19 protein-coding genes are annotated in these 21,236 nt (G+C 72.4%); 14 read left to right on the top strand and 5 right to left on the bottom strand.

Annotated features, from left to right (window positions below; translation table 11 throughout):
• The first annotated feature begins 152 nt into the window (after positions 1-152).
• From ABKA17_RS11930 to ABKA17_RS11910, 5 genes are all read left to right on the top strand, one after another.
• A complete protein-coding gene (locus ABKA17_RS11930) occupies positions 153-1,166 on the top strand; it encodes a substrate-binding domain-containing protein (protein WP_353691940.1) in 1,014 nt (337 codons plus the stop codon).
• Positions 1,167-1,239: 73 nt separating this feature from the next.
• Positions 1,240-3,726, top strand: a complete 2,487-nt coding sequence (locus ABKA17_RS11925; RefSeq protein WP_353691939.1) for a sensor histidine kinase — start codon at positions 1,240-1,242, stop codon at positions 3,724-3,726.
• A 62-nt stretch (positions 3,727-3,788) separates the two neighbouring features.
• Complete coding sequence (locus ABKA17_RS11920) at positions 3,789-4,220, top strand: roadblock/LC7 domain-containing protein (RefSeq protein WP_353691938.1); 432 nt, start codon at positions 3,789-3,791, stop codon at positions 4,218-4,220.
• A 1-nt stretch (position 4,221) separates the two neighbouring features.
• Entirely contained in the window at positions 4,222-4,578 is a 357-nt protein-coding gene (locus ABKA17_RS11915) for a DUF742 domain-containing protein (RefSeq protein ID WP_353691937.1), read from the top strand.
• The gene (locus ABKA17_RS11910; RefSeq protein ID WP_353691936.1) at positions 4,565-5,140 is read left to right on the top strand and encodes a GTP-binding protein; all 576 of its coding nucleotides are present in this window, start codon (positions 4,565-4,567) and stop codon (positions 5,138-5,140) included. Before ABKA17_RS11915 ends, ABKA17_RS11910 begins: the two co-directional genes overlap by 14 nt.
• 31 nt (positions 5,141-5,171) lie before the next feature.
• On the opposite strand, the gene ABKA17_RS11905 is transcribed toward ABKA17_RS11910, so the two are convergent.
• Entirely contained in the window at positions 5,172-6,662 is a 1,491-nt protein-coding gene (locus tag ABKA17_RS11905) for an aromatic amino acid ammonia-lyase (RefSeq protein ID WP_353691935.1), read from the bottom strand.
• 9 nt (positions 6,663-6,671) lie between these two features.
• Complete coding sequence (locus ABKA17_RS11900) at positions 6,672-7,631, bottom strand: ABC transporter substrate-binding protein (RefSeq protein WP_353691934.1); 960 nt, start codon at positions 7,629-7,631, stop codon at positions 6,672-6,674.
• Between the two features lie 346 nt (positions 7,632-7,977).
• On the opposite strand from ABKA17_RS11900, the gene ABKA17_RS11895 reads away from it, so the two are divergent.
• The 5 genes from ABKA17_RS11895 to ABKA17_RS11875 are packed head-to-tail and all read left to right on the top strand — an operon-like array spanning position 7,978 to position 12,348.
• Complete coding sequence (locus ABKA17_RS11895; protein WP_353691933.1) at positions 7,978-10,395, top strand: sensor histidine kinase; 2,418 nt, start codon at positions 7,978-7,980, stop codon at positions 10,393-10,395.
• The gene (locus ABKA17_RS11890) at positions 10,392-10,865 is read left to right on the top strand and encodes a roadblock/LC7 domain-containing protein (protein WP_046263351.1); all 474 of its coding nucleotides are present in this window, start codon (positions 10,392-10,394) and stop codon (positions 10,863-10,865) included. Before ABKA17_RS11895 ends, ABKA17_RS11890 begins: the two co-directional genes overlap by 4 nt.
• 22 nt (positions 10,866-10,887) lie before the next feature.
• Positions 10,888-11,304 (top strand): DUF742 domain-containing protein, encoded by a 417-nt coding sequence (locus tag ABKA17_RS11885; RefSeq protein ID WP_353691932.1) that lies wholly within the window; start codon positions 10,888-10,890, stop codon positions 11,302-11,304.
• Positions 11,291-11,893, top strand: a complete 603-nt coding sequence (locus ABKA17_RS11880; RefSeq protein ID WP_353691931.1) for a GTP-binding protein — start codon at positions 11,291-11,293, stop codon at positions 11,891-11,893. Before ABKA17_RS11885 ends, ABKA17_RS11880 begins: the two co-directional genes overlap by 14 nt.
• A gap of 44 nt (positions 11,894-11,937) precedes the next feature.
• The gene (locus ABKA17_RS11875; RefSeq protein WP_353691930.1) at positions 11,938-12,348 is read left to right on the top strand and encodes a RidA family protein; all 411 of its coding nucleotides are present in this window, start codon (positions 11,938-11,940) and stop codon (positions 12,346-12,348) included.
• A 219-nt stretch (positions 12,349-12,567) separates the two neighbouring features.
• Here ABKA17_RS11875 and ABKA17_RS11870 read toward each other — a convergent pair whose 3' ends face one another.
• The 3 genes from ABKA17_RS11870 to ABKA17_RS11860 are packed head-to-tail and all read right to left on the bottom strand — an operon-like array spanning position 12,568 to position 15,070.
• Complete coding sequence (locus tag ABKA17_RS11870) at positions 12,568-13,236, bottom strand: ABC transporter permease (RefSeq protein WP_353691929.1); 669 nt, start codon at positions 13,234-13,236, stop codon at positions 12,568-12,570.
• Complete coding sequence (locus tag ABKA17_RS11865; RefSeq protein ID WP_353691928.1) at positions 13,233-13,931, bottom strand: ABC transporter permease; 699 nt, start codon at positions 13,929-13,931, stop codon at positions 13,233-13,235. The genes ABKA17_RS11870 and ABKA17_RS11865 overlap by 4 nt, the downstream gene beginning before the upstream one ends.
• On the bottom strand, positions 13,928-15,070 hold the full coding sequence (locus tag ABKA17_RS11860) for an ABC transporter ATP-binding protein (protein WP_353691927.1): 1,143 nt from the start codon (positions 15,068-15,070) through the stop codon (positions 13,928-13,930). Before ABKA17_RS11860 ends, ABKA17_RS11865 begins: the two co-directional genes overlap by 4 nt.
• 543 nt (positions 15,071-15,613) lie before the next feature.
• Between ABKA17_RS11860 and ABKA17_RS11855 the strand changes: the two genes are divergently transcribed.
• The 4 genes from ABKA17_RS11855 (at position 15,614) to fxsT (ending at position 21,200) form a co-directional block, all read left to right on the top strand.
• Complete coding sequence (locus ABKA17_RS11855; RefSeq protein WP_353691926.1) at positions 15,614-16,615, top strand: hypothetical protein; 1,002 nt, start codon at positions 15,614-15,616, stop codon at positions 16,613-16,615.
• Between the two features lie 15 nt (positions 16,616-16,630).
• The gene (locus ABKA17_RS11850) at positions 16,631-16,828 is read left to right on the top strand and encodes a YxD-tail cyclophane-containing RiPP peptide (RefSeq protein WP_353691925.1); all 198 of its coding nucleotides are present in this window, start codon (positions 16,631-16,633) and stop codon (positions 16,826-16,828) included.
• A gap of 35 nt (positions 16,829-16,863) precedes the next feature.
• Positions 16,864-18,120, top strand: a complete 1,257-nt coding sequence (locus ABKA17_RS11845; RefSeq protein ID WP_353691924.1) for an FxsB family cyclophane-forming radical SAM/SPASM peptide maturase — start codon at positions 16,864-16,866, stop codon at positions 18,118-18,120.
• Between the two features lie 92 nt (positions 18,121-18,212).
• Complete coding sequence (fxsT, locus tag ABKA17_RS11840; RefSeq protein WP_353691923.1) at positions 18,213-21,200, top strand: FxSxx-COOH system tetratricopeptide repeat protein; 2,988 nt, start codon at positions 18,213-18,215, stop codon at positions 21,198-21,200.
• Positions 21,201-21,236: the final 36 nt, after the last annotated feature.

The raw sequence follows: 21,236 nt of genomic DNA, 5'->3' as shown, positions 1-21,236 counted from the left end.
AAAGTCGCTGCTCACTTGACTACCGACGGCCGCACGCGATTGGCTCCGGCCAGCGAGAGTCACCCGGACGGCGTACGACAAGTCGAACTTCACCGGAGTGCTCCCTCTCGTCGTTCCTCCAGCTCGGCCGCACAGCGAGGTGTCGCACCATCATGATCACTCCTCCCCCACCTCCCGTTTCCCACAGACGTGTTGCCGTCCTGGCCGTCGCCGCCGCCTGTCTGCTCATGGTCGGCTGCTCCGCTTCCGGCGGTACGTCGGACTCCGACGCCGACACCGCCGCCGTCGGCAAGGCGGACGGAGCCGGGCTCAGAATCGCCCTCATCACCCACGCCCCCGAGGGCGACACCTTCTGGGACCTGGTGCGCAGGGGCGCCGAGGCGGCGGCCGCCAAGGACGGCGTCGAGCTGACGTACACCAGCGACCCCGACTCGGCCGGACAGGCCGAACTGGTGCGGGACGCGGTGCGCGAGAAGGTCGACGGCATCGCGGTGACCCTCGCCAAACCGCAGGCGATGCGCGGACCGGTCGCCGCCGCCAAGGCCGCCGGCATCCCCGTGGTCGGCCTCAACTCCGGCAGCGACTCCTGGCAGTCCGCGGGGCTGCTGGAGTTCTTCGGCCAGGACGAGAGCGTGGCCGGCCGGGCCGTCGGCGACAAGCTGGACGGCCTCAAGGCAAGGCACACGCTCTGTGTGATCCACGAGCGCGGCAACATCGCCCTGGAGGCGCGCTGTGCCGGGGTGAAGAAGACCTTCGGCGGCGAGACCGAGAACCTCTATGTCGACGGCACCGACACCAAGGCCGTGGCCGCCGTGATCACGGCCCAGCTGCGACAGGACCCGACGGTCGACGAAGTCGTCACGAACGGCGCGCAGTTCGCCCTCACCGCCGTCGCGTCGGTGAAGGAGGCGGGCAGCAGGGCGCGCGTCGCCACCTTCGACCTCAACAAGGATCTGGTGAAGGCGGTCAAGAGTGGTGCCGTGCAGTTCGCCGTGGACCAACAGCCCTACCTCCAGGGGTATCTCGCCGTCGACTCGCTCTGGCTGTACCGGACCAACGGAAATGTCAGCGGGGGCGGGGTGGCGCCCGTGCTCACCGGTCCGGCGTTCGTGACGAAGGCGAACGTGGACGCGGTGGCCAGGTTCGCGGCCAACGGCACCCGCTGACCGCCCCGACCCGAGCCCGCGACCCCGCTCTCCCCACCCCCCTCCCCTCCCTGCTCATCGCCTAGGACGACGAATGTCTCCACGGACAGGTGCAAGGCGCCGCCTCGGCTCCATACGTCTCTCCCTGATCCTGCTGGCCCTGGTGCCCAGCGTCACGCTCACCGCCCTGTGGGGCGTGACGACGACGCAGATGTTCACCGAGGGCCTACGGCTGCGCGGACAGACCGACCTGAGCCGGTCGACCGGTGCCATGGGCACCGACGCCACGCTCGCCCTCCAGCGCGAGCGCAGCCTGTCGGCGGCCCTGCTGGCCTCGCCACGCGGCTCCCGGGCCGCGCTGGACGCGCAGCGCGAGGAGACGGACAAGGCGGTCGCCAAGCTGGTCGGGCGGTCCGACGCGATCGCGAAGGCGCCCTCGCGCATATCGGACCGGCTGTACTCGGTGCTCGGTTCGGTGGCCAGCCTGGAGTACTACCGGGACCAGGTGGACGACCCGACCGACATCACGCCCGGTCAGGTCCTCGACCAGTACAGCGCGATCATCGACGAGCAGGTCCACGCCTTCCAGGAGCTCTCCCAGGTCGACGACGGCGACCTCACCTCGCAGGCCGGCCCGCTGGTGGCGCTGGAGCACGCCGCGGAACTGGTCTCCCAGGAGGACGCGCGGCTCACCCTGGCCTGGCCGTCCGGGCACCTCACCGAGAAGGAGTGGATCGCGTTCGCGCAGCTGGTCGACGCCCAGCGGTGGCTCGTCGAGGACCAGATCGTCCCGCAGTTGAGCGGCACCGCGAAGACCCAGACCGAGCGGATCCTGCAGAGCCCCGAGTGGCGGACCCTGACGGAGATCGAGGACCAGGTGCTCGCCGCCCGGGCCGCCGCCACCGGGGGCGAGGTGGCGCTGCCCGACGCGCAGAAGAAGTGGACGGCCGCGCTGGACAAGGTCGCCGCCGCGTACACCCGGCTGATCCAGGACCAGACGACCGGGCTGCTCGACCGCAGCGCGGACAAGGCGGACAGCCTGCTGCTGACCGCCGCCTCGCTGAGCGCGGGCGGGCTGCTGGGCCTGCTGGTGTGCATCGGCATGTCCTGGCGGATCACCCGGTCCCTGTCCCGGCGGCTGAACGGGCTGCGGGAGGCCACCCTCAGTCTCGCCGAGGAGCGGCTGCCCGACGTGGTGTCGCGGCTGGAGCGGGGCGAGACGGTCGACGCGGATCTCGCGGCCCCGCCGCTGGACTACGGCGGTGACGAACTCGGCGCGGTGGCGCGGGCGTTCAACAAGGCGCAGCGCACCGCGGTGCACACCGCGATCGAGCTCGCCGACACCCGGCGCGGCTTCCAGAAGGTGATCCTCGGGATCGCCCGGCAGAGCCAGAACCTGGTCAACCTCCAGCTCACCAAGCTCGACGCGCTGGAACGGCGGCACACCGACCCCGAGGTGCTCAAGGGCCTGTTCGAACTGGACTCCACGGCCAGCCAGTTGCGCCGGTACGAGGAGAACCTCGTCGTCATCAGCGGCGAGCGGCCGGGCCGCAGTTGGCAGGAGCCGGTCGCGCTGATCGACATCCTGCGCAGCGCGGTGGGCGAGGTCGCCGAGTACCAGCGGGTGGAGGTGCACACCGAGGAGGAGCTGTGTCTGGCGCCGCCCGCGGTGGCCGACGTGATCCATCTGCTGGCCGAGCTCATCGACAACGCGACCGTGTACTCGCCCGCGCCCGCGCCGGTCACCGTGCAGGCCGCCTCGGTCGCCAAGGGTGTGGCCGTCGAGGTCGAGGACCGCGGCCTCGGCATGTCGGAGGAGGACTACGCCTCCCTCAACGCCCAGTTGGCGGTGCCCCCGAAGTTCGACGTGGTGGCGCTCGCGGACGACCTGCGCCTCGGCATGTTCGTGATCGGCCGCCTCGCCACCCGCCACGGCATCACGGTCACGCTGCGCCCGTCGCCGTACGGCGGTACGACGGCGATCGTGCTGCTCCCGCACGACATCGTCGTACGCGACTTCGTGGACCCCGCTCCGGGAGAACTCGACGCCCCGGCCGCCACGCCCCTCGTGGAGCAGCCTCGGGACGTCACGGTGCCGGCCGCACTACGGCGCGGCGCTCAGGAGGGCCCGGAGCACTCCCAGGCGGGCGGGAGCGAGCGGCCGGGAGAGCCGGGGCGCCCGGGTGACACCCCGCGTGCGGCAGGCGGCGGACGGGTGCGTGCGGACGGGCATCCCGAGCGGCGTCCGGACCTTGCCGCGCTGCCCCGCCGCGTACCCCAGACCAGCCTCGCCGTCGAGCTCCGCGAGGAGCCCGGGCCCGCCGAACAGGACGGCCACGACGAGGACTTCACCGCGGAACGCGCCGCCTCCTCACTCGCCGGCTTCCAGCGCGGCACGTTCCGCGCGCGGGACGAGGACGCCGAGGAGTCGGCCGGGACCCACTCCGCCGCCCCCGCCGACGCGCCGTACGGTCGAAGGGAAGCGACCGACCCCGAAGTGCCCGCCGCCAGGCGCCCCGACCAGGACACCCCCGACACCGACCGCCCCCCGCTCCCCGCACCCCCGCCCAGCGGCCGCTGACCACCGACCGCTGACGGCCGACCGCCGCTCCCGCCGCACCGCCCGCCGACGAAGGACACCCCATGACACGCCCCACCCCCGCCACCCACACCCAGCTCGACCAGCTGCTGACCGGACTCGTGGAGCGGGTCGCCGACGTCAACCACGCCGTCGTGCTGTCCGAGGACGGGCTGGTCGTCAGCAAGTCGACCGGGTTCCTGCGGGACGACGCCGAGCGGCTGGCCGCGACCGCGTCCGGCCTCATGAGCCTGAGCAAGGGCGTCAGCATGGACTTCCGCGGTGGCCCGGTGCGCCAGGCGCTGATCGAGATGGCGCACAGCTATCTGATCCTCACCTCCGCCGGCCCGGGCGCCCATCTCGTCGTCCTCACCAACCAGGGCGCGGACGTCGGTGTGGTGGCGTACCAGATGAACATGCTGGTGAAGAAGATCGGCGAGCACCTGAGCGCGGCCCCGCGGGCGGGCGTCGGCCCCACCGCCGATTCCGGCAATTGAGGTGAGCGCAGGCGACACGGCGGGCCGTCTCGTCCGGCCGTTCGCCCTGACCGGTGGACGCACCCGGCCCAGCCGCGCCGACTTCACGCTGATCTCGACGGTGACCGCGGTGGACCCGCCACCGGCCCGGGGCCCCCGCCCGCAGCCGGAGCAGCAGCGCATCCTGCGCCGTTGCGCCGAGCCGATCGCCGTCGCGGAGCTCGCCGCTCTGCTCGACCTTCCGATGAGCGTGATCGTCATCATGCTCTGCGACCTGCTGGAGGCGGGCCGGATCACGGTCCGTCCGCCGCATCCGGTCGCCGCCACCGTCGACCTGGACCTGCTCCAGAAAGTGAGGGACGGCCTTGGCCGACTCTGACACCATCGCCCGGACGGCACCCGACACGGTCAAGATCCTGATCGCCGGGGGTTTCGGCGTCGGCAAGACCACCATGGTCGGCGCGGTCAGCGAGATCGCCCCGTTGCGCACCGAGGAACGGCTGACCGCGGCGGGGCTGGGCGTCGACGACCTCGACGGCATCGAGGAGAAGAAGGCCACCACGGTGGCCCTGGACTTCGGCCGGATCACCATCAGCCGGGACCTGGTCCTCTATCTGTTCGGCACGCCCGGCCAGCAGCGGTTCTGGTTCATGTGGAACGACCTCGCCCTGGGCGCCCTGGGCGCGGTGGTCCTGGTCGACGTGCGCCGCCCGGAGTCCAGCTTCGCCGCGATCGACTTCTTCGAGCGCCGGCGCATCCCGTTCGTCGTCGGCGTCAACGGCTTCCACGGCGAGCATCCCTACCCGCCCGAGGAGATCCGTGAGTCGCTCGCCCTGCCGGACCATGTGCAGGTCCTGTTGTGCGACGCCCGCGAACGGGACTCGGCGCGGGATGTACTGATCGCTCTCCTGGACCAGTTGATCGCCTCCGCGGTGGAGTAGGACCCGGGCCCGGTGAGGTCGTGCGCGGGGTCTACAGCCGTGCCAGCACCGGCAGCAGCTCCACCGCCGTGGCCACGTCCGGCGTCAGCTCGCGGTCCACGGTGCTCGGTTGGAGCGCCTCGGCGGCGACGGTGAAGGCGGGTACCGGTGGTGGGGTGTCGTGCATGCGCAACGCCCGTACGGCGGTGACGAGTTCGCAGGCCAGGACGGTGGCGTAGGCGGCCGTCGCGCGCAGGGTCTGGCGGGCCGCCTGGCCCGCGAAGCTCGCGGCCTCCTCCAGGCCCAGCGACACGACCGTGTGGCCGGCCGAGGCGGGCGCGGCGCACGAACGGAGCTCCGCGAGCGCCGAGTTGGCCGGGTACTCCAGGATCATCACACCCGAGCTGCCCGCGGGCCCGGTGGCCAGGAACGCGGGCAGGCCGGTGAGGTCCGCGCGCAGCAGCGCGGACAGCCGGGCGGCGGAGAGCTGCGCGGTCTTCAGGACGGCGAGGTTCAGGGCGTCCAGGGCCAGGCCCAGCGGTGCCGCGAAGAAGCCGCCGTGGTGGTAGGCCGCGGTGCCGTCGGGGGCGATGAGCGGGTTCTCCGAGGGGCAGTTGATCTCGACCTCGACGACCCGGCGCAGTGCGTCGGCGGCGTCCAGGGCGCACCCGTGGACCTGTGGGAAGGCGCGGAAGCCGTACGGGTCCTGGATGCGGCGCGTGGTGGGGTAGGGGGTGCCGGGCTCGCCGAGCAGCCGGCGCACCTCGGCGGCCGCGTGGGCCGCTCCGGGGTAGGGGCGCAGGGCGTGCACGGGGGCGGCGTAGGCCTCCAGGGAGCCGGAGGCGGCGGCCAGGGACAGGGCGCCGACGGCGTGCGTCGCGCGCAGCAGGACGTCCATGTCGTGGCCGGCCGTCGCGGCCTGGCCGAGGGCGAGGGCGTTGCTGCTCAGGAGGGCGAGGGCGTCGCCGGGGCGCGGGGTGACGGGGGCGGGGAGGCCACGGGTGGTGTCGCCGAGCCAGGGGCGTTCGCCGATGAGGGTGAGGCCCGTCTGGGCGAGGGCCGTCAGGTCGCCGGTGCCGACACCGCCGTACTCGTGGACGGCCGGGTGGACGCCGAGGCGCAGTGCCTCGGTGAGGGCCTCGACGAAGGCGGGGTGGATGCCGGAGCCGCCGGCGAGCAGCTGGTTGGCGCGGACGGCGAGCATGGCCCGGACCTGTCGGGCGGGGAGCGGCTCGCCGGCGCCGCCCGCGTGGCTGCGCAGCAGCCGCAGGCCGTGGTCGGCCTCGTCGTGCGCGGCCACGCTCACCGAGCGCTGGGCGCCGACGCCGGTGCCCCGGCCGTAGAGCCGTCCGCTCACCGCGAGGCGTTGTGCCGCGCGCCAGGAGCGGTGGGCCCGCTCGAGCGCCTCGGGGGCCACGACGGGGCGGGCGGTGCCGTCGGCGAGGCGGGCCAGGGTGCGGACGTCGAGTGTCGCGCCGTCCAGGACGACGCGGGTGCCCTCCGTGCCGGAGGGCACCCGCGTCGGGTCGTCCGTGGTGTCCAAGGGTGGGCGTCAGAGAAGTCCGGCCGACTTCAGCCAGGTCTTGGCGACGTCCAGCGGGTCCTTGTTGTCGAGCTGCACCTGGGAGTCGAGGTCCAGGAGCGTCTTCGTGTCCAGCTTGGCGGAGACGGCGTTCAGCGCGTCGACGCCCTCCTGGGAGAGGCCCGACTTGTATACGAGCGGGGTCACGTTGGCGAAGCCGAAGAGGTTCTCCGGGTCCTTCAGGACGACGAACTTCTCCTTGGTGATGGTCGGGTCCGTGGTGAAGATGTCCGCGGCCTGCACGGTGTTCTTCGTGAGCGCCGCCTGGGTCAGCGGGCCGCCCGCGTCGAGCGCCTTGAAGGACTTGAACTCCAGGCCGTACACGGACTTCAGGCCGAGCAGGCCCTGCTGCCGGGTCTGGAACTCCGGCGAGCCGCCGATGACGAGCTCGGGTGCGGCGTCCTTGAGGTCGGCGAGGGTGGACTCGGCGGTGAGGTTGTACTTCTTCGCGGTCGCCGCGTTGACGCTGACGGAGTCCTTGTCCTCGGCGGGCGACGACTCCAGCAGGGTCAGCTTGCTGTCGAGCTTCGTCTTCACCGCGGCGTTCACCGCCTCGGCCGTCTTCTGCTCGGCCTTGGGGTCGAGGTAGGACAGCAGCGAGCCGTTGTACTCGGGCAGGACGGTGATGGAGCCGTTCTTCAGCAGGCCGTAAGTGGTCTCGCGGCTGCCGATGTTGGGCTTGTAGCTGACCTTGACGCCCTTGGCCTTGAGGGCCTCGCCGTAGATGTCGGCGAGGAGGATGCTCTCGGCGAAGTTGTTGGAGCCGACGACGACGGTGTCGCCGCTGCTCCCCTTGTCCTCCTTGAGCGGGTCTGAGCCGTCGTCGGAGGATCCGCATCCCGCCAGCAGGGCCGCGGTGGCGGCGAGCGCGACCGCGGCTATGCCGGGATGCTTCCGGATGGACCTGCTGCGTGGGGCTTTGGAAGTCACGGTTCCCGTTCCGGGCTGTGTGGGCTGATGAGAAACAAGCTCTGGACTGATCCAATCCAGCCAGTTCTCGCATCGTCAAGTGCAGCCTGGTCACCAATTGGCGTCAATGCGCGACCGGTTGTGAAAAGGCGGCGAAGACCGACATCCAGGCGCCTTCCCGTTGTAACGGATTCTTGACTCAGGGTGGCATGATCGATCTTCCGAAGAGACGGTAGTCTCCGGGTCGTTGGCGTTCGGACACACTGGCGTGCCGGCGCCCCATTGGTGTCGTTCCGCACCGTCCCCATCGATCAGAATCGGTCACGCGCAGTCTTCGCGCGCCGTCGTCCCCCCTGAAGGAGGCCTGGTGTCCACGAGCGAGACGGCTCCGCCGTCGGCCCCGGGTGGCATACGGGGCTTCGCCGACCGACGGCCCTTCCGGCACAAGCTCAACGTGCTGGTCGGCGTCCCGCTGACCGTGGTCGCGGTGCTGCTCGCCTACCTCATCAACGACCAGGTCGGACGCTCCCAGGAGGCGGCCGACGCCGCTCGCCTGGTGCGCACCAGCACCGAGGTCGCCACACTGGTGGACCGGCTGGAGGCCGAACACCAGCAGGCCATCCTGCTCTCGGTGCGGCACGAGGCCACCAACGACGGCGGCACCCCCTCCCAGACCCCCTACCGCAAGGCCCAGGTCGCGGTGGACACCCAGGTCGAGAAGGTGCGCGCCGCCTTCGGGGACCGGCTTCCCGAGGAGGAGGCCCGGGCCCTGCGGGAGGTCGAGGGCCTGGAGAGCCTGCGCAACACCATCGAGCAGGCGTATCTGCCCGCCGACAACATCGACCCCGCCTACACCAGCGCCGCCAAGGGCCTGATCGACGGTCTCGGCCTGGACCGCAACACGGCTCTCGCGGCCACCTTCACCGGCAACCTGCTGGACTCGCTGCTGCGCGCGGACGCCGCCCACGGCTCCTTCGAGACCGGCGTGTTCTCCGCGACGACCGGCGACTCGAACGCGCTCATCGAGTTCATCGGCGCGATCGGCTCCTACGACGAGTACACCCACCAGGCCGACCGGTTCGCCCGGTTCGCCACCGACGACCAGGCCGAGCTGCTCGCCGGGATCGAGCACAACAGCCCGCAGGCCGTCATCAACCGGCAGTACGCCGAGCTCCAGATCGACCCCAGCGCCCTGCAGGCCGACTCGCCCGCCGAGATCCGCCGGATGTTCGGGACGGCTCTCGACTCCTACCCCGCCTACCGCAAGCAGGCCGCGATCCGGCTGGGCATCACCACCTCGCTGATCGACCAGATCGCCGACCGCGCCGAGCAGGCCTCCGACACCGCCCTGCGCAACGCCGTCCTGCTGCTCGGCCTCGCCGTGCTGGGCTTCGTGCTCTGGCTCGCCTTCTCGGTGGTCGTACGCCGCTCCGTGGTCCGCCCGGTGCAGGCGCTGACCGACGCCGCGCAGCAGGTCGCCGAGGTCGCCGAGCGCGAGCTCGCCCGGGTCGCCGCCGACGACGCGGAGGACGAGGGTCCGGCCCGGCTGCGGGAGATGCCGGTCACGGCCCGCGACGAGATCGGCGACCTCGCCGAGGCCTTCAACCATGTGCAGACCACCGCGGTGGCCCTGCTGGAGCGTCAGGTCCTCAGCCGCCGCAACGTCGCCGAGATGTTCGGCAACGTCGGCCGCCGGGTCAGCAACCTGACCACCCGGCAGCTGGCGCTGATCGACGCGGTGGAGCGCGGCGAGACCGACCCCGAGCTGCTCGAACGCCTCTACTCCATCGACCACATCGCGGTCCGGCTGCGCCGCAACGCCGACAGCCTGATGCTGCTCTCCGGCATCCGCGAGACGGTCCTGGACTCCGGGCCGCTCGCCCTGACCAACGTCGTACGGGCCGCGCTCGGCCAGATCGAGGGCTTCCGGCGGGTCCAGCTGCTCGCCCGCACCGAGGTCATGGTGGCGCCGGACATCATCGGCGACCTGACGCTGATGGTGGCCGAACTCGTGGAGAACGCCGTGGCGTTCTCGCCGGCGGACAGCCCCGTCGAGGTGTTCGTGCAGAACTCGGCCGAGGGCGCGACGATCGTGGTCGCCGACCACGGCCTGGGCATGGACCCCGAGCGGCTCGACGAGGAGAACGCCCGGATCGTGCGCCGCGAGCGCCTGGACCTGGTGCCCTCGAAGGTGCTCGGCCTGTTCGTGGTCGGCGCGCTGGCCCGCCGCTGGGACATCGACGTGGCCCTGTCCCGCACCCCGGGCGGCGGTGTCACGGCCGAGGTGACCCTGCCGCAGCCGCTGCTGCTGACCGCGGCCGCGGTGGAGCGGACGGCACCGACCACACCGGCGGCGGACACCGACGACGCCGGCCCCCGCCCGGCGCTGACCGACGCCCCGGCCGCCGACGACGACCAGGGCCCGCTCCCCCGTCGGGTCCGCCGGGACGAGGAGAGCCCCCCGGCCGCCTCGGAGGAGGGCCTCCCCTTCATCCCCAAGGCCCGCGCCGAGGAACCGGCGCCCGGCGCCGACGATTCCCCCGGCGCCGCCCGGCCGCTGCGCCGCCGTGTCCGCGGTGCCACGCTCCGCACCACGGCCGAGGCCGCCCGTCCGAGCACCCGGCAGGCGCCCCGTCCCGCCGACGCGGAGGCCGTCCGCTCCGCCCTCGACGAGTTCGAGGCGGCGGTGGAACGCGCCCACCGCGACAGCGGCGCGGCCCCCGAGACCCCCCAGACCCCCCGCAAGCACGACCAGAACCACCTCCCGGAAGGAGCGGAGCAGTGAGTACGTCGACAGGTGACACTCCGACGGGAAACACACCGGCCGAACTGAAGGCCGCCGCAGCCGACTTCACCTGGCTGTTGAATCGTTTCGCCACCGAGACCGCGGGCGTCGTGGACGCCATCGCCGTGTCCTCGGACGGCCTGCTCATCGCGGTCTCCGAACTGCGTGAGCACGCCGACTCCGAGCGCCTCGCGGCGATCGTCTCCGGCATCACCAGCCTGGCCGCCGGAGCCTCCGGCAACTACGGTCTGGGCGGCCTCAACAAGGTCATCATCGACCTGGAGGGCGGCCACGTCCTGGTCTCCGCGATCGGCAGCGGCGCCGTCCTCGGCGTGGTCACCGACAAGGAGGCCAAGCTGGGCAACATCGCCTACGAGATGACGCTGTTCGCCAACCGGGCCGGCAGCGCGCTCAGTCCCCAACTGGTGCTGGCGCTGAAGAACAGCGTCGGCTCCCCGTCGGCGCTCTGACCGGGACCGGGACGGACACGCCATGGCGGACGGCTCCCCGACCCCGGGACCCGACCCGGTGGGGCCCGCCTCCGCCGTGCGGCCGTTCCTGGTCACCGCCGGCCGGGTGGCGCCCAGCGCGACCGGCCGCACGATGCCCGTCGAGACCCAGGTGGTGGCCACCGTCGAGGGTCTCGACGCGCTCGGCGCTCTCTCCTTCGAGCAGCACGACATCGTCGCCGAATGCCGTCGGCCGCAGTCCATCGCGGAACTCGCGGCCCGGCTGCGGCTGCACCTCAACGTGGTCCGGATCCTCGCCGAGGATCTGCGCGCGGAGGGGCTGCTGACGGTGCATGTGCCGGACTCCGACGACACGCACGACGCTTCCGTCCTGCGACGAGTGATCGATGGCCTGCGCGCCATCCCCGACTCCCGGGGGGTACTCCGTGACACCGACTGAACCGGCCACCCGCGACGGGTCCGCGCCGGCGGCCGCCGTGCGGCCACCCCTGCCGGTCAAGATGGTGATCGCGGGCGGCTTCGGCGTGGGCAAGACCACCGCCGTCGGCGCCATCTCCGAGATCGCGCCGCTGACCACCGAGGCGGCCATCACCGAGGTCGCGGCGGGCGTGGACGACCTCACGCACACCCCGCGCAAGACCACGACCACGGTCGCGATGGACTTCGGCTGCATCACCATCGACCCGACCCTGAAGCTGTATCTGTTCGGTACGCCCGGACAGGAGCGGTTCGGCTTCATGTGGGACGACATCGTCGAGGGCGCGCTCGGCGGTCTGGTCATCGTGGACACCCGCCGCCTCGACGACTGCTACGCGGCCGTGGACTACTTCGAGCACCGGCAGATCCCGTTCGCGGTGGCCGCCAACGCCTTCGACGGCAAGGTCGAGCACACCCTGGACGAGATCCGCTGGGCCCTCGACGTCGCCGACCACGTCCCGGTCGTGGTCTTCGACGCCCGCGAACGCGGCTCGGTCCGCGACGCCCTGCTCGTCGTACTGGAACTGGCGCTGGCGCGTTCCACGGGCTGACGCGCGGGCGGAATGGGCGGGCGCACGGCGAAGTTGTCGCGGGTATGAGCCACGACGACCGCACCATCACCAACCCGCCCGCCCTGCACGACCCGACGTCCTTCGGCTACAGCCACGCCGTCTCGGCGCCCGGCGAACTCGTCTTCGTCGCCGGGCAGTACGCCTCCGACGCCACCGGCGCCCCGGTGCCCGGTGACTTCGCCGCGCAGGTGGAACTCGCCTTCGACCGGCTGGGAGCGGCGCTGGCGGGGGCCGGCCTCGGCTTCGAACACGTGGTCCGGCTGGGCACGTTCGTCGTCGACCACGACCTCGCCAAGCTGGAGACCCTCGGCAAGGCCCTGCACACCCGCTTCGGCGACCGCCTCCCGGCCCAGACCCTCAGCGGCGTCGCCGCCCTCGCCCTGCCGGGCATGCTCTTCGAGGTGGACGCGGTCGCCGTACGACCGGCCGCCTAGGGCGTTCGCGACGGCTCTTGGCCGGCCGCCCGGCGACCGGCCCCGGCCAAGAGCCGTCAACAGCGCCCTCAGCGGGCTGGGCGAAGTCGACTACGGTTCGGCAACGCCCTCAAGGGGCGCGGGGCTGTGTCGATGTGCGGCTGCCGCCGCGTGGGCGCGACCGGCAACGACGGCGCCGCAGCCGAACGGCGGCATCACGCGGCATTTCCAGCGGAACGCTCAGGCGCTCCGGCGCACCCCCCGCGACACCGCGAGCCGTCCGATCGCCCAGAACAGGGCCAGGGTCACCAGGGCGAGGCCGGCGACCAGGGTGGCGCCGCCGACGACCTTCTCGTAGTCGCGTTGGTAGAGGCCGTCGATGATGTAGCGGCCGACGCCGCCGAGGCTGACGTACGCGGCGATGGTGGCGGTCGAGACGATCTGGATGGCGCCCGAGCGCAGGCCGCTGAGGATCAGCGGGAGCGCGGCCGGGATCTCGACCTGGAAGAGGACCCCGGCCTCGCTCATGCCCATGCCGCGCGCGGCGTCCACCGGCGAGGGGTCGACCGAGCGCATCGCCTCGTAGCTGGTGACGAGGATCGGCGGGACGGCGAGGACGACGAGCGGGGTCATCACGTTCACCATGCCGAACCCGACCAGCAGGGTCAGCACCACCAGCAGGCCGAACGTGGGCAGGGCCCGCCCCGCCGTGGCGATCAGGGACAGGACGGTCCCGCCGCGCCCGTAGTGCCCCGAGACCAGGCCGATCGGCAGCCCGATGGCGGCGGCGATGGCGAGCGCCTCCAGGGTGTACCGGACGTGCTCCGCCAGGCGGGTGGGGATGCCGTCGTAGCCGTGCCAGTGGGCGCTGTCGCCGAAGAAGGCGTTGATGAAGTGGAGCAGGTTCACCGGGCCGCCTCTTTCAGGGCCGGGGCGGACTTCCGCCCTCTGGTACGCGCCGGGCTCGGCATCCACGGCGTCAGCAGCCGGCGCAGGAGGACCAGCGCGGCGTCCGCGAGCATCGCGAGGCCGGCCATGGAGAGCACGGCGTTCACGGCGAGTTCGGGCCGGTTGTAGATGGTGGCGTCGTTCAGCAGGTTGCCGAGGGCGCCCTGGTTGCCGATGAGGGTGCCGACGCTGACGAGGCTGACGCTGGACACCGTCGCCACCCGCAGCCCGGCGATGATCGCGGGCACGGCGATGGGCAACTGCACCTGGACGTACCGGCGTACCGGCCCGAAGCCCATGGCCGTCGCGGCGGCGAGGGTCTCCTGCGGGACCGAGCGCACGGCGTCGACGACGGCCGGGACCAGCACGACGAGGCTGTAGACGGTGAGCGGGATCATCACCGTCAGCTCGGTCATGCCGGTGTAGTCGATGAGCAGCACGAAGAAGGCCAGCGAGGGGATGGCGTAGAGCACGGTCGTCACCCACAGCACCGGCGGGTACAGCCAGCGGAAGCGCACACAGAGCTGGGCGAGCGGGAGCGAGATCAGCAGGCCGGCGAGGACCGGCAGCAGGGCCTCGCGCAGATGCAGCCCGACCAGGCCGAGCCAGCTGTGCTGGAGGTCGCTGGGGATGTCGAACATACGGTCCCAGTTCATCCGGCGACCTTCGCGTCCGTACGGCCGTCCGTGCGTCCCTCGGCGTGGGCGCCGCGGATGGCCTCCGCTATGGCCTGCTGGGAGACCACTCCGGCGACCCGTCCGTCTTCGTCCACCGCGACGGCCCAGCCGGTGGGCGAGAGCACGGCACAGTCCAGCGCGGCTCGCAGCGAGTCGGTGCCGGCGACGAACGGCCGCCCGTGGGACACCAGTCGATCGACGTCGATCTCGCCCGCCGTCAGATCCTGCGGCTCGCTCCAGCCAAGGGGCCTGCCGTCGGCGTCCGTCACGAGGAGGTAGGGGGCGTCCGCGGTGTCGTGCGCGGCGATCCGCTCCGCGGTGGCGTCGATCGGGACGACCGGCGCGGTCGACAACTCCAGGCCCGCGGACGGGAAGAACGACAGCCGGCGGATGCCCCGGTCGGCGCCGAGGAAGTCCTCGACGAACGCGTCGACCGGGTGCGTCAGCAGCTCGGCGGGCGGCGCGTACTGGGCGAGCCGGCCGCCGGTGCGCATCACGGCGACCATGGTGCCGATCTTGACGGCCTCGTCGATGTCGTGGGTGACGAAGACGATGGTCTTGCCCAGTTCCTCCTGGATGCGCAGGAGTTCGTCCTGGAGCCCCTTGCGGACCACGGGGTCGACGGCGGAGAACGGCTCGTCCATGAGCAGGACCGGCGGGTCGGCGGCGAGCGCCCGGGCCACGCCGACGCGCTGCTGCTGGCCGCCGGAGAGCTGGTAGGGGTAGCGCTTGGCGAGCGAGGAGTCGAGGCCGACGCGCTCCATCAGTTCGCGGGCGCGTGCGCGGGCCTTGTCCTTGCTCCAGCCGAGCAGCCGGGGCACCGTGGCGATGTTGTCGACGATCGTGCGGTGCTGGAAGAGCCCGGCGTTCTGGATGACGTAACCCATGGACCGGCGCAGGGTGTTGACGGGCTGCCGCTGGATGTCCGCGCCGTCGAGGAGGATGGTGCCCTCGGTGGGCTCGATCATCCGGTTGATCATCCGCAAGGTGGTGGTCTTGCCACAGCCCGAGGGGCCGACGAGGACGGTGATCGAGCGGTCGGGTATCTCCAACGACAGCCGGTCGACCGCCACCGTGCCGTCCGGGTACCGCTTGGTGACTGAATCTATCCGTATCAAAACGCCGAATACCCTTCGGGTCTGGCCGAGGTTGACCGCTTTCGGCCGGTGGGGCGGGCCGTTCCGGGTGAGTCTAGACCGCTTGTGTTGCCGCACTTCGGCGGCGGTATTTCCGCTGGGCGGCCGGAAAGCACTGTTGACCGGGCAGAGTGCGCGTACTGTCATGGAGTTCGCACGCATCCGGACGTCCATGACGAGGAGCGCGACGTGAGTGAGTGGTGCGGCCGCCCGGCGCGGTGCCCCGTCGCGCGTGTACCTGGGGCCCCTCCCACCGGAGCGCGGCCGGGCATGACGGGGACCGACGACGACACGGCCGGGAGCGCGTCCTCCCGAAACAGGCGAACCGGACCCCCGCGCGCCGGGACGAACCGCCGGACGAACCCCGGGCCTTCGTACGCCGGTGTCCGAAACGTTACGCCCGGCGCGACCCCGACCGCCGCGCACCGGGGCCGGTGACCGGCCGTGGTCTCCGGCGGATCGGCCGCGGGCGGCGGTCCCCGAATACCCTCCTCGCTCCCCGGCCGTCCCGGTTTCGATCCGGCGGTGCTGGCCCGGGGCCGGCTGCTGCTGGCGCTCGCCGACGACGCCCGGGGCCGTGACGCGGCCGACGAGGCGCGGACCCTGGCGCTGCGCGCGGCGGCCGACTTCGAGAACGGCGTACGGCTCTCCGGCCGGCACAGCGCCCCGTCCGCCGTACGCTGCCGGGCCCTGCTGGACCTGGCGGAGGCCCGTGCCGTGGCCGCCGGGGACACCGGGCATCCCGGGGTCCTGGAGGCGCTGGAGCGCGCGGTGGAGGCGGCCCACGACCAGGAGCCGGACCTGCTGGTACCGGCCCTGCACCGACTCGCCGAGGCACACACCGCCCGCTACCGGCACACCGCCGAGCCGGCCGAACTCCTCGCCGCCGACCGGTGCTTCGCACGCGCCGAGGCTTTGTTGGACCGTGACGACCCGGAGCGGGCGGAGCTGCTCGCGGGCCGCGGCGAGGTGCTGGTGGCCCGGGCCGAGCACGACGACGGGCTGCCGGTGGCCACCGACGCCGTACGGGTGCTGCGCGCGGCGCTGGCGCTGACGGCCGACAGTGATCCCCATCTGGCCGACCGGAGGCTTCTGTTCGGGCGGGCGCTGCGTCATCATCACGGCGCGGGCGGAACGCCGACCGATCTGCACGAGGCCGAGTGGGTGCTGGCCCGGGCGGCACGGGGCGCGCGCGACGACCGCACCGCGGCACTGGCGTGGCTGGAGCGCGGCGATGTGCTGCTGGCGCTGGCCGGTGGCTCCGGGGCGCCGGAGTGGCTGGACCTGGCGGCCGACGCGTACCACCACGGTGTACGGAGTGCGGACCGGGCCGGTGAGCCGCTGCTGGCCGCCCGGGCGCACCACCAGCGCGGGGTGGTGCTGGAGCGGACGGCGGGTCCGGAGCACGCGCTGGAGTCGTACCGGGCGGCCTGGGCGCTGTGGCAGCGGGCCGGCGCGGCGCGGGGGCCGCAGGCGCAGTCGACGTTCGAGCGCATGGCCGCGCTCGCCGGAGCAGGGGGACGGTGAAAGGGAGTGTGCAGTGTGACGGAGCCGACCGGACGAGACGGACAGGCGTGGACCCCGCTCCCCGACTACCGGGGCACCGATCTGGCCGCACTGCGCGCCCGGGTCGACCACCCCGTGCTGGGCGCCGTGCTGGCCACGCTGCTGGCCCGCTCCTGCGACGCCGACGGCGGGCTCGTGGCGTATCACGAGGACTCCCCGGGGGTAGAACGGTAGCGGCGGCACGGGGCCGCCCACGGGGAGGCGATGCTGTGCAGACCGCTTCGGACGACAGCTTACGGATCGCCCGGGACCGGGAGTCGGCACCGTGGCCGCACGCCCAACTGGACGTGGCGGCCCTCCGGCGTGCGGGCCAACAACCTTTCCCCTTCCGGCAGTTCGTCCTCAAGGTGCACAGCCGCTGCAATCTCGACTGCACCTACTGCGTCATCTACCAGGGTGAGGACGCCAGTTGGCGGGGCCGGCCGGCCCGGGTGGCGCCGGGGGTGATGCGGCAGACGGCCGTGCGGATCGCCGAACACGCCGTCGCCCACGGACTGTCCGAGGTGCGGATCGATCTGCACGGGGGTGAGCCGCTGCTGTCCGGCGCCGACACGGCCCTCCAGTACACGGCCGAGGTGCGCCGGGCGCTGCCGGCCGAGGTCGCGCTGCGTGCCACCGTGCAGAGCAACGGCACCCTGATCACCGAGCGCACCCTGGACCGGCTCGCCGACGCGGGCGTCCGGGTCGGGCTGAGCCTGGACGGTGGCAGCGCGCGGCTGAACCGGCGCCGGGTGGACCACGCGGGGCGCTCCTCGTGGCCGGCGGCCCGGCGGGCGGCGCGGCTGCTGTCGGACCGGCCGGAGCTGTACGCCGGGATCCTGTGCGCCATCGACATCACAAGCGATCCCGGGGAGGTGTACTCCTCGCTCGCCGAGCTCCGCCCGCCCCGTCTGGACCTGCTGCTGCCGCACGCGAACTGGTCGAGCCCGCCGCCTGGTCTGCCGGCCCGCGCCCCCGGCGGGCGGCCCGCCGTGCCCACCCCCTACGGCGACTGGCTGGCCACCGCCTTCGACCTGTGGTGGGACGGCACGCCCGACGGCTCGCAGCCCCGGGTCCGGCTGTTCACGGAGGTGGTGGCGCTGCTGCTCGGGGTGCCCAGCACGACCGAGTCGATCGGGCTGTCGCCGACCTGCGCGGTGGTGGTGCACACCGACGGTTCGGTGGAGCAGATCGACTCCCTCAACCTCGCCTACGACCACGCGACGGCGACCGGTCTGGACGTCTTCGGGCACGCCTTCGACGAGGCCCTCGACCATCCCGGGATCGTCGCCCGCCAGCTCGGTGTCGCGGGGCTCGCCGACGAGTGCCGGGCCTGCCCGGTGGGCCGGGTGTGCGGGGGCGGCAACTACGGCCACCGCTACTCGCGCGGTACGGGCTTTCGGCATCCGTCGGTGTTCTGCGCCGACCTGGAGCGGCTCGTGCGGCACGCGGCCGCGCGGCTGAGCGCGGTGATGCCCCCGGATTGAGCGACGTATCGCTTAAAGTGCACGCGACTAAACGTGCACAAAACTTGCAAAAAACGACATTCCATTGATTTCGGTCTAGGGGAGACGGTCGGATGACCGACAGGTCCAAGGGCGCCGAGTCCCACGAGCACTTCACCATCAGCTACGCGGGATTCAACCGGCCGTGGGCGACATGGATCGCCCATCAGCTGGAGCAGCTCGGCCACGAGACGACGCTGCTGCGCTGGGACCCTCCGCTGCGCATGCCGCTCGCCGACGCGCTGCGCAATCTGCTCCAGGCGCCCGGCCGGGTGCTGCTGGTCCTGGACGACTGGTACTTCTCGCTCGGCCCGCGCTCGGACGCCGAGTGGACCGAGGCGCTGCACGAGGTGGTGCCGGCTCATGTGGACCGCTTCTCCGCGGTCAGCGTGGCGACGAGGGCGCTGCCCGCCACGGCCGCTCCGTTGCGCCCGGTCGACCTGCGCGACCTGGACTCGCGCGAGGCCCGCCGCCGGATCCTGCGCCGCCTGGACCTCGACCGGTCCGCCGAGCCCGTCGCCCCCTCCGGCGCCGCCGCGCCGCGCTTCCCCAACGACCCGCCGTCGGTGTGGAACGTGCCGCGCCGCAATGTCCGCTTCACCGGCCGCGACGCCATCCTGGAGGAGCTGCACGCGCGTTTCGAGCGCGGCGGCCGCAGCGGGGCGCGGGTGGCGCTGCGGGGCATCTCGGGTGTGGGCAAGAGCCAGATCGCCAACGAGTACTCGCACCGCTTCGGCAACGACTACGACATCGTGTGGTGGGTCGGGGCCCGCTTCCGTGCCCCGGCGCGCGAGCAGTTCGCGCAGCTCGCGCCGCGTCTGGAGCTGCCCGTCGGGCAGGAGCTGGGCGAGCGGATCCGGGCGGTCCACGAGGCGCTGCGGACCGGGACGCCGTACAAGAGGTGGTTGCTGATCCTGGACTCCGCCGACGACATGGAGCAGATCGAGGACCTGCTCCCGGAGGGCAACGGCCACGTCCTGATCACCACCCTCACCCAGGACTGGGCGGCCTCCGGCAACGTCACCGAGATCGAGGTGCAGCCCTTCCGCCGGCCCGAGTCCGTCGCCTACGTCCTGCGGCGCGCCCAGCGGCTCAACGACGCCGAGGCCGACCAGCTCGCCGACGCCGTGCAGGACCTGCCGCTGCTGCTGGCGCAGACCGCGGCCTGGCTGGACGCCAACGCGATGCCGGCCAAGGACTACATCTCGATGATCCGGCGCGGCGAGGCCAGCCAGATCGGCATCCGGATCTCCTCCGACTACCCGATGGGCTTCCAGACCAGCTGGTCGATAACTCTCAACACGCTCCAGGAGAACAACCCCGAGGCGGTCGAGCTCCTCCATCTGTTCGCCCTGTTCTCCCCGGACGCCATCCCGGTCCGCCTGATGCAGGCCGCCCACCCCTCCGACCTGCCGGACCATCTGGCGGCGCTGGCCGGCGACCCGATCCGCTGGCACACCGCGCTGCGCCGGCTGTCGGAGTCCACCGCGGTCCGGCTGGACTACGTCGAGTCCTCCGACGCCGAACCGGCCGTGGACCGTGTCTCCATGCACCGCCTCTACCACAGCTTCCTGGTCAGCACCCTGACCGAGGACCGCCGCGAGGCCCTGTCGACGATCGCCTGCACCCTGCTGGCCGGCGCCGACCCGCGGCGCCCCATCGACACCCGCGAGTGGACGCGGTACGCCGAACTCATCCCGCACCTGGAGACGGCGGGCGCCCTGGACAGCCCCGACCCGGTGGTGCGCGGGCTCGTCCTGAACTGCATCGAGTACATGCGGGTGAGGGGCGAGAACCGGGCCGCCCTCAGACTGTGCGAGCAGGCCGTCACCCGCTGGCGCAACCGGCTGGGTCCGGACGACCGGGACATGCTGATCCTGATCCACGACCACGCCAACATGCTGCGCCGCAGCGGCCGTTACCTGGAGGCGGAGGCCGTCGGACGGGCCGTCCTGGACCAGCTCTCGGAGCATCGGACCGACGAGGACCCCGACCTGCTGCGCGCCAAGAACGGCCTCGGCGGCACCCTGGTCTCGCTGGGCCGCTACGACGAGGCGCACGGCATGTTCGAGGAGTGCGTCCGGGCGTACACCGGCACCCTGGGCGCCGACGCCCCGCGCGCCCTGCAGGACCGCGGCAACCTCGCCGTGGTCACCAGTCTGCTGGGCCGCTACGAGGAGTCGCTGCGGCTGCACCGCGACATCCTGCTGATCCGTGAGCGGATCCTGAGCCCGCGGCACCATCTCACCCTGCGCTCGGGCATGTTCTACGCCTGGATGCTGCGTCTGCTGGGCCGTTACGCGGAGGCGACCTCCCGGCAGGAGCTCAACGTCCGTGCCCACCGCAACACGATGGACCGCTACACCCCCCAGACGCTGTTCGCCGAGCACAATCTCGCGCTCTGCATGAGACGCAACGGCGATCTGCTGGGCGCCGAGTCGCTGATGCGCAGCGTGGTGGAGCGGTTCGTGCAGCGGCAGGGCCCGAGCCACCCCGACTCCCTGCTGGTGCAGGCCGACTTCGCCACGTTCAACCGCGAACACGGCAACCTGGAGCAGGCCCGCGAGTCGGCGGCGGGCGTCGCCGAGCAGTACGCCCGGCTCGTCGGCCCGCAGCACCCCTACGCGGTGGGCACGGCGGGCAACGTGGCCCTCGCCCTGTGGGAGTACGGGGAGCGCGACGAGGCGCTGCGGATCGCGGAAGGGGCGCTCGTCGACATGCGCGCCGCGGTGGGGCCGTCGCACCCCTGGACGCTGGGCGCCGGACTCAACGCGGGCGGGGCGCGCAGCCTGGCCGGGGACGAGGAGGGCGCGGCCGAACTCACCCGCGGGGTGCTGGAGTCGGCGCGGGCGGCGCTGGGCGACACTCATCCGCTGACCCTGTCCTGCAAGGCGGCGCTCGCCTCCGACCTGCGGGTTCTGCGGCGCGGCCAGGAGGCGTCCAAGCTGGAGCACGAGGCGCTCCAGCAGCTCTCCGACACCCTCGGAGCCCAACATCCGCACACCCAGTCGATTCGCCGTCGGGAGCGTCCCTACTGGGACTTCGAGCCCCTTCCGACCTGACACATAGCCAGACCCCAGCGACCGCTGCCAACTTGA

Source organism: Streptomyces sp. RG80 (assembly GCF_040446465.1).
Classification (GTDB): Bacteria; Actinomycetota; Actinomycetes; order Streptomycetales; family Streptomycetaceae; genus Streptomyces.
The sequence above is the reverse complement of the archived record's forward strand: the minus strand, read 5'-3'. Positions and strand labels throughout refer to the sequence as shown.

Bases quoted from the DNA above. Each gene is read 5' to 3' on its own strand.
- ABKA17_RS11865 (WP_353691928.1), bottom strand. From the start codon at position 13,931: ATGAACTGGGACCGTATGTTCGACATCCCCAGCGACCTCCAGCACAGC.
- ABKA17_RS11925 (WP_353691939.1), top strand. From the start codon at position 1,240: ATGTCTCCACGGACAGGTGCAAGGCGCCGCCTCGGCTCCATACGTCTC.
- ABKA17_RS11885 (WP_353691932.1), top strand. From the start codon at position 10,888: ATGGCGGACGGCTCCCCGACCCCGGGACCCGACCCGGTGGGGCCCGCC.
- ABKA17_RS11920 (WP_353691938.1), top strand. From the start codon at position 3,789: ATGACACGCCCCACCCCCGCCACCCACACCCAGCTCGACCAGCTGCTG.
- ABKA17_RS11875 (WP_353691930.1), top strand. From the start codon at position 11,938: ATGAGCCACGACGACCGCACCATCACCAACCCGCCCGCCCTGCACGAC.
- fxsT (WP_353691923.1), top strand. From the start codon at position 18,213: ATGACCGACAGGTCCAAGGGCGCCGAGTCCCACGAGCACTTCACCATC.
- ABKA17_RS11930 (WP_353691940.1), top strand. From the start codon at position 153: ATGATCACTCCTCCCCCACCTCCCGTTTCCCACAGACGTGTTGCCGTC.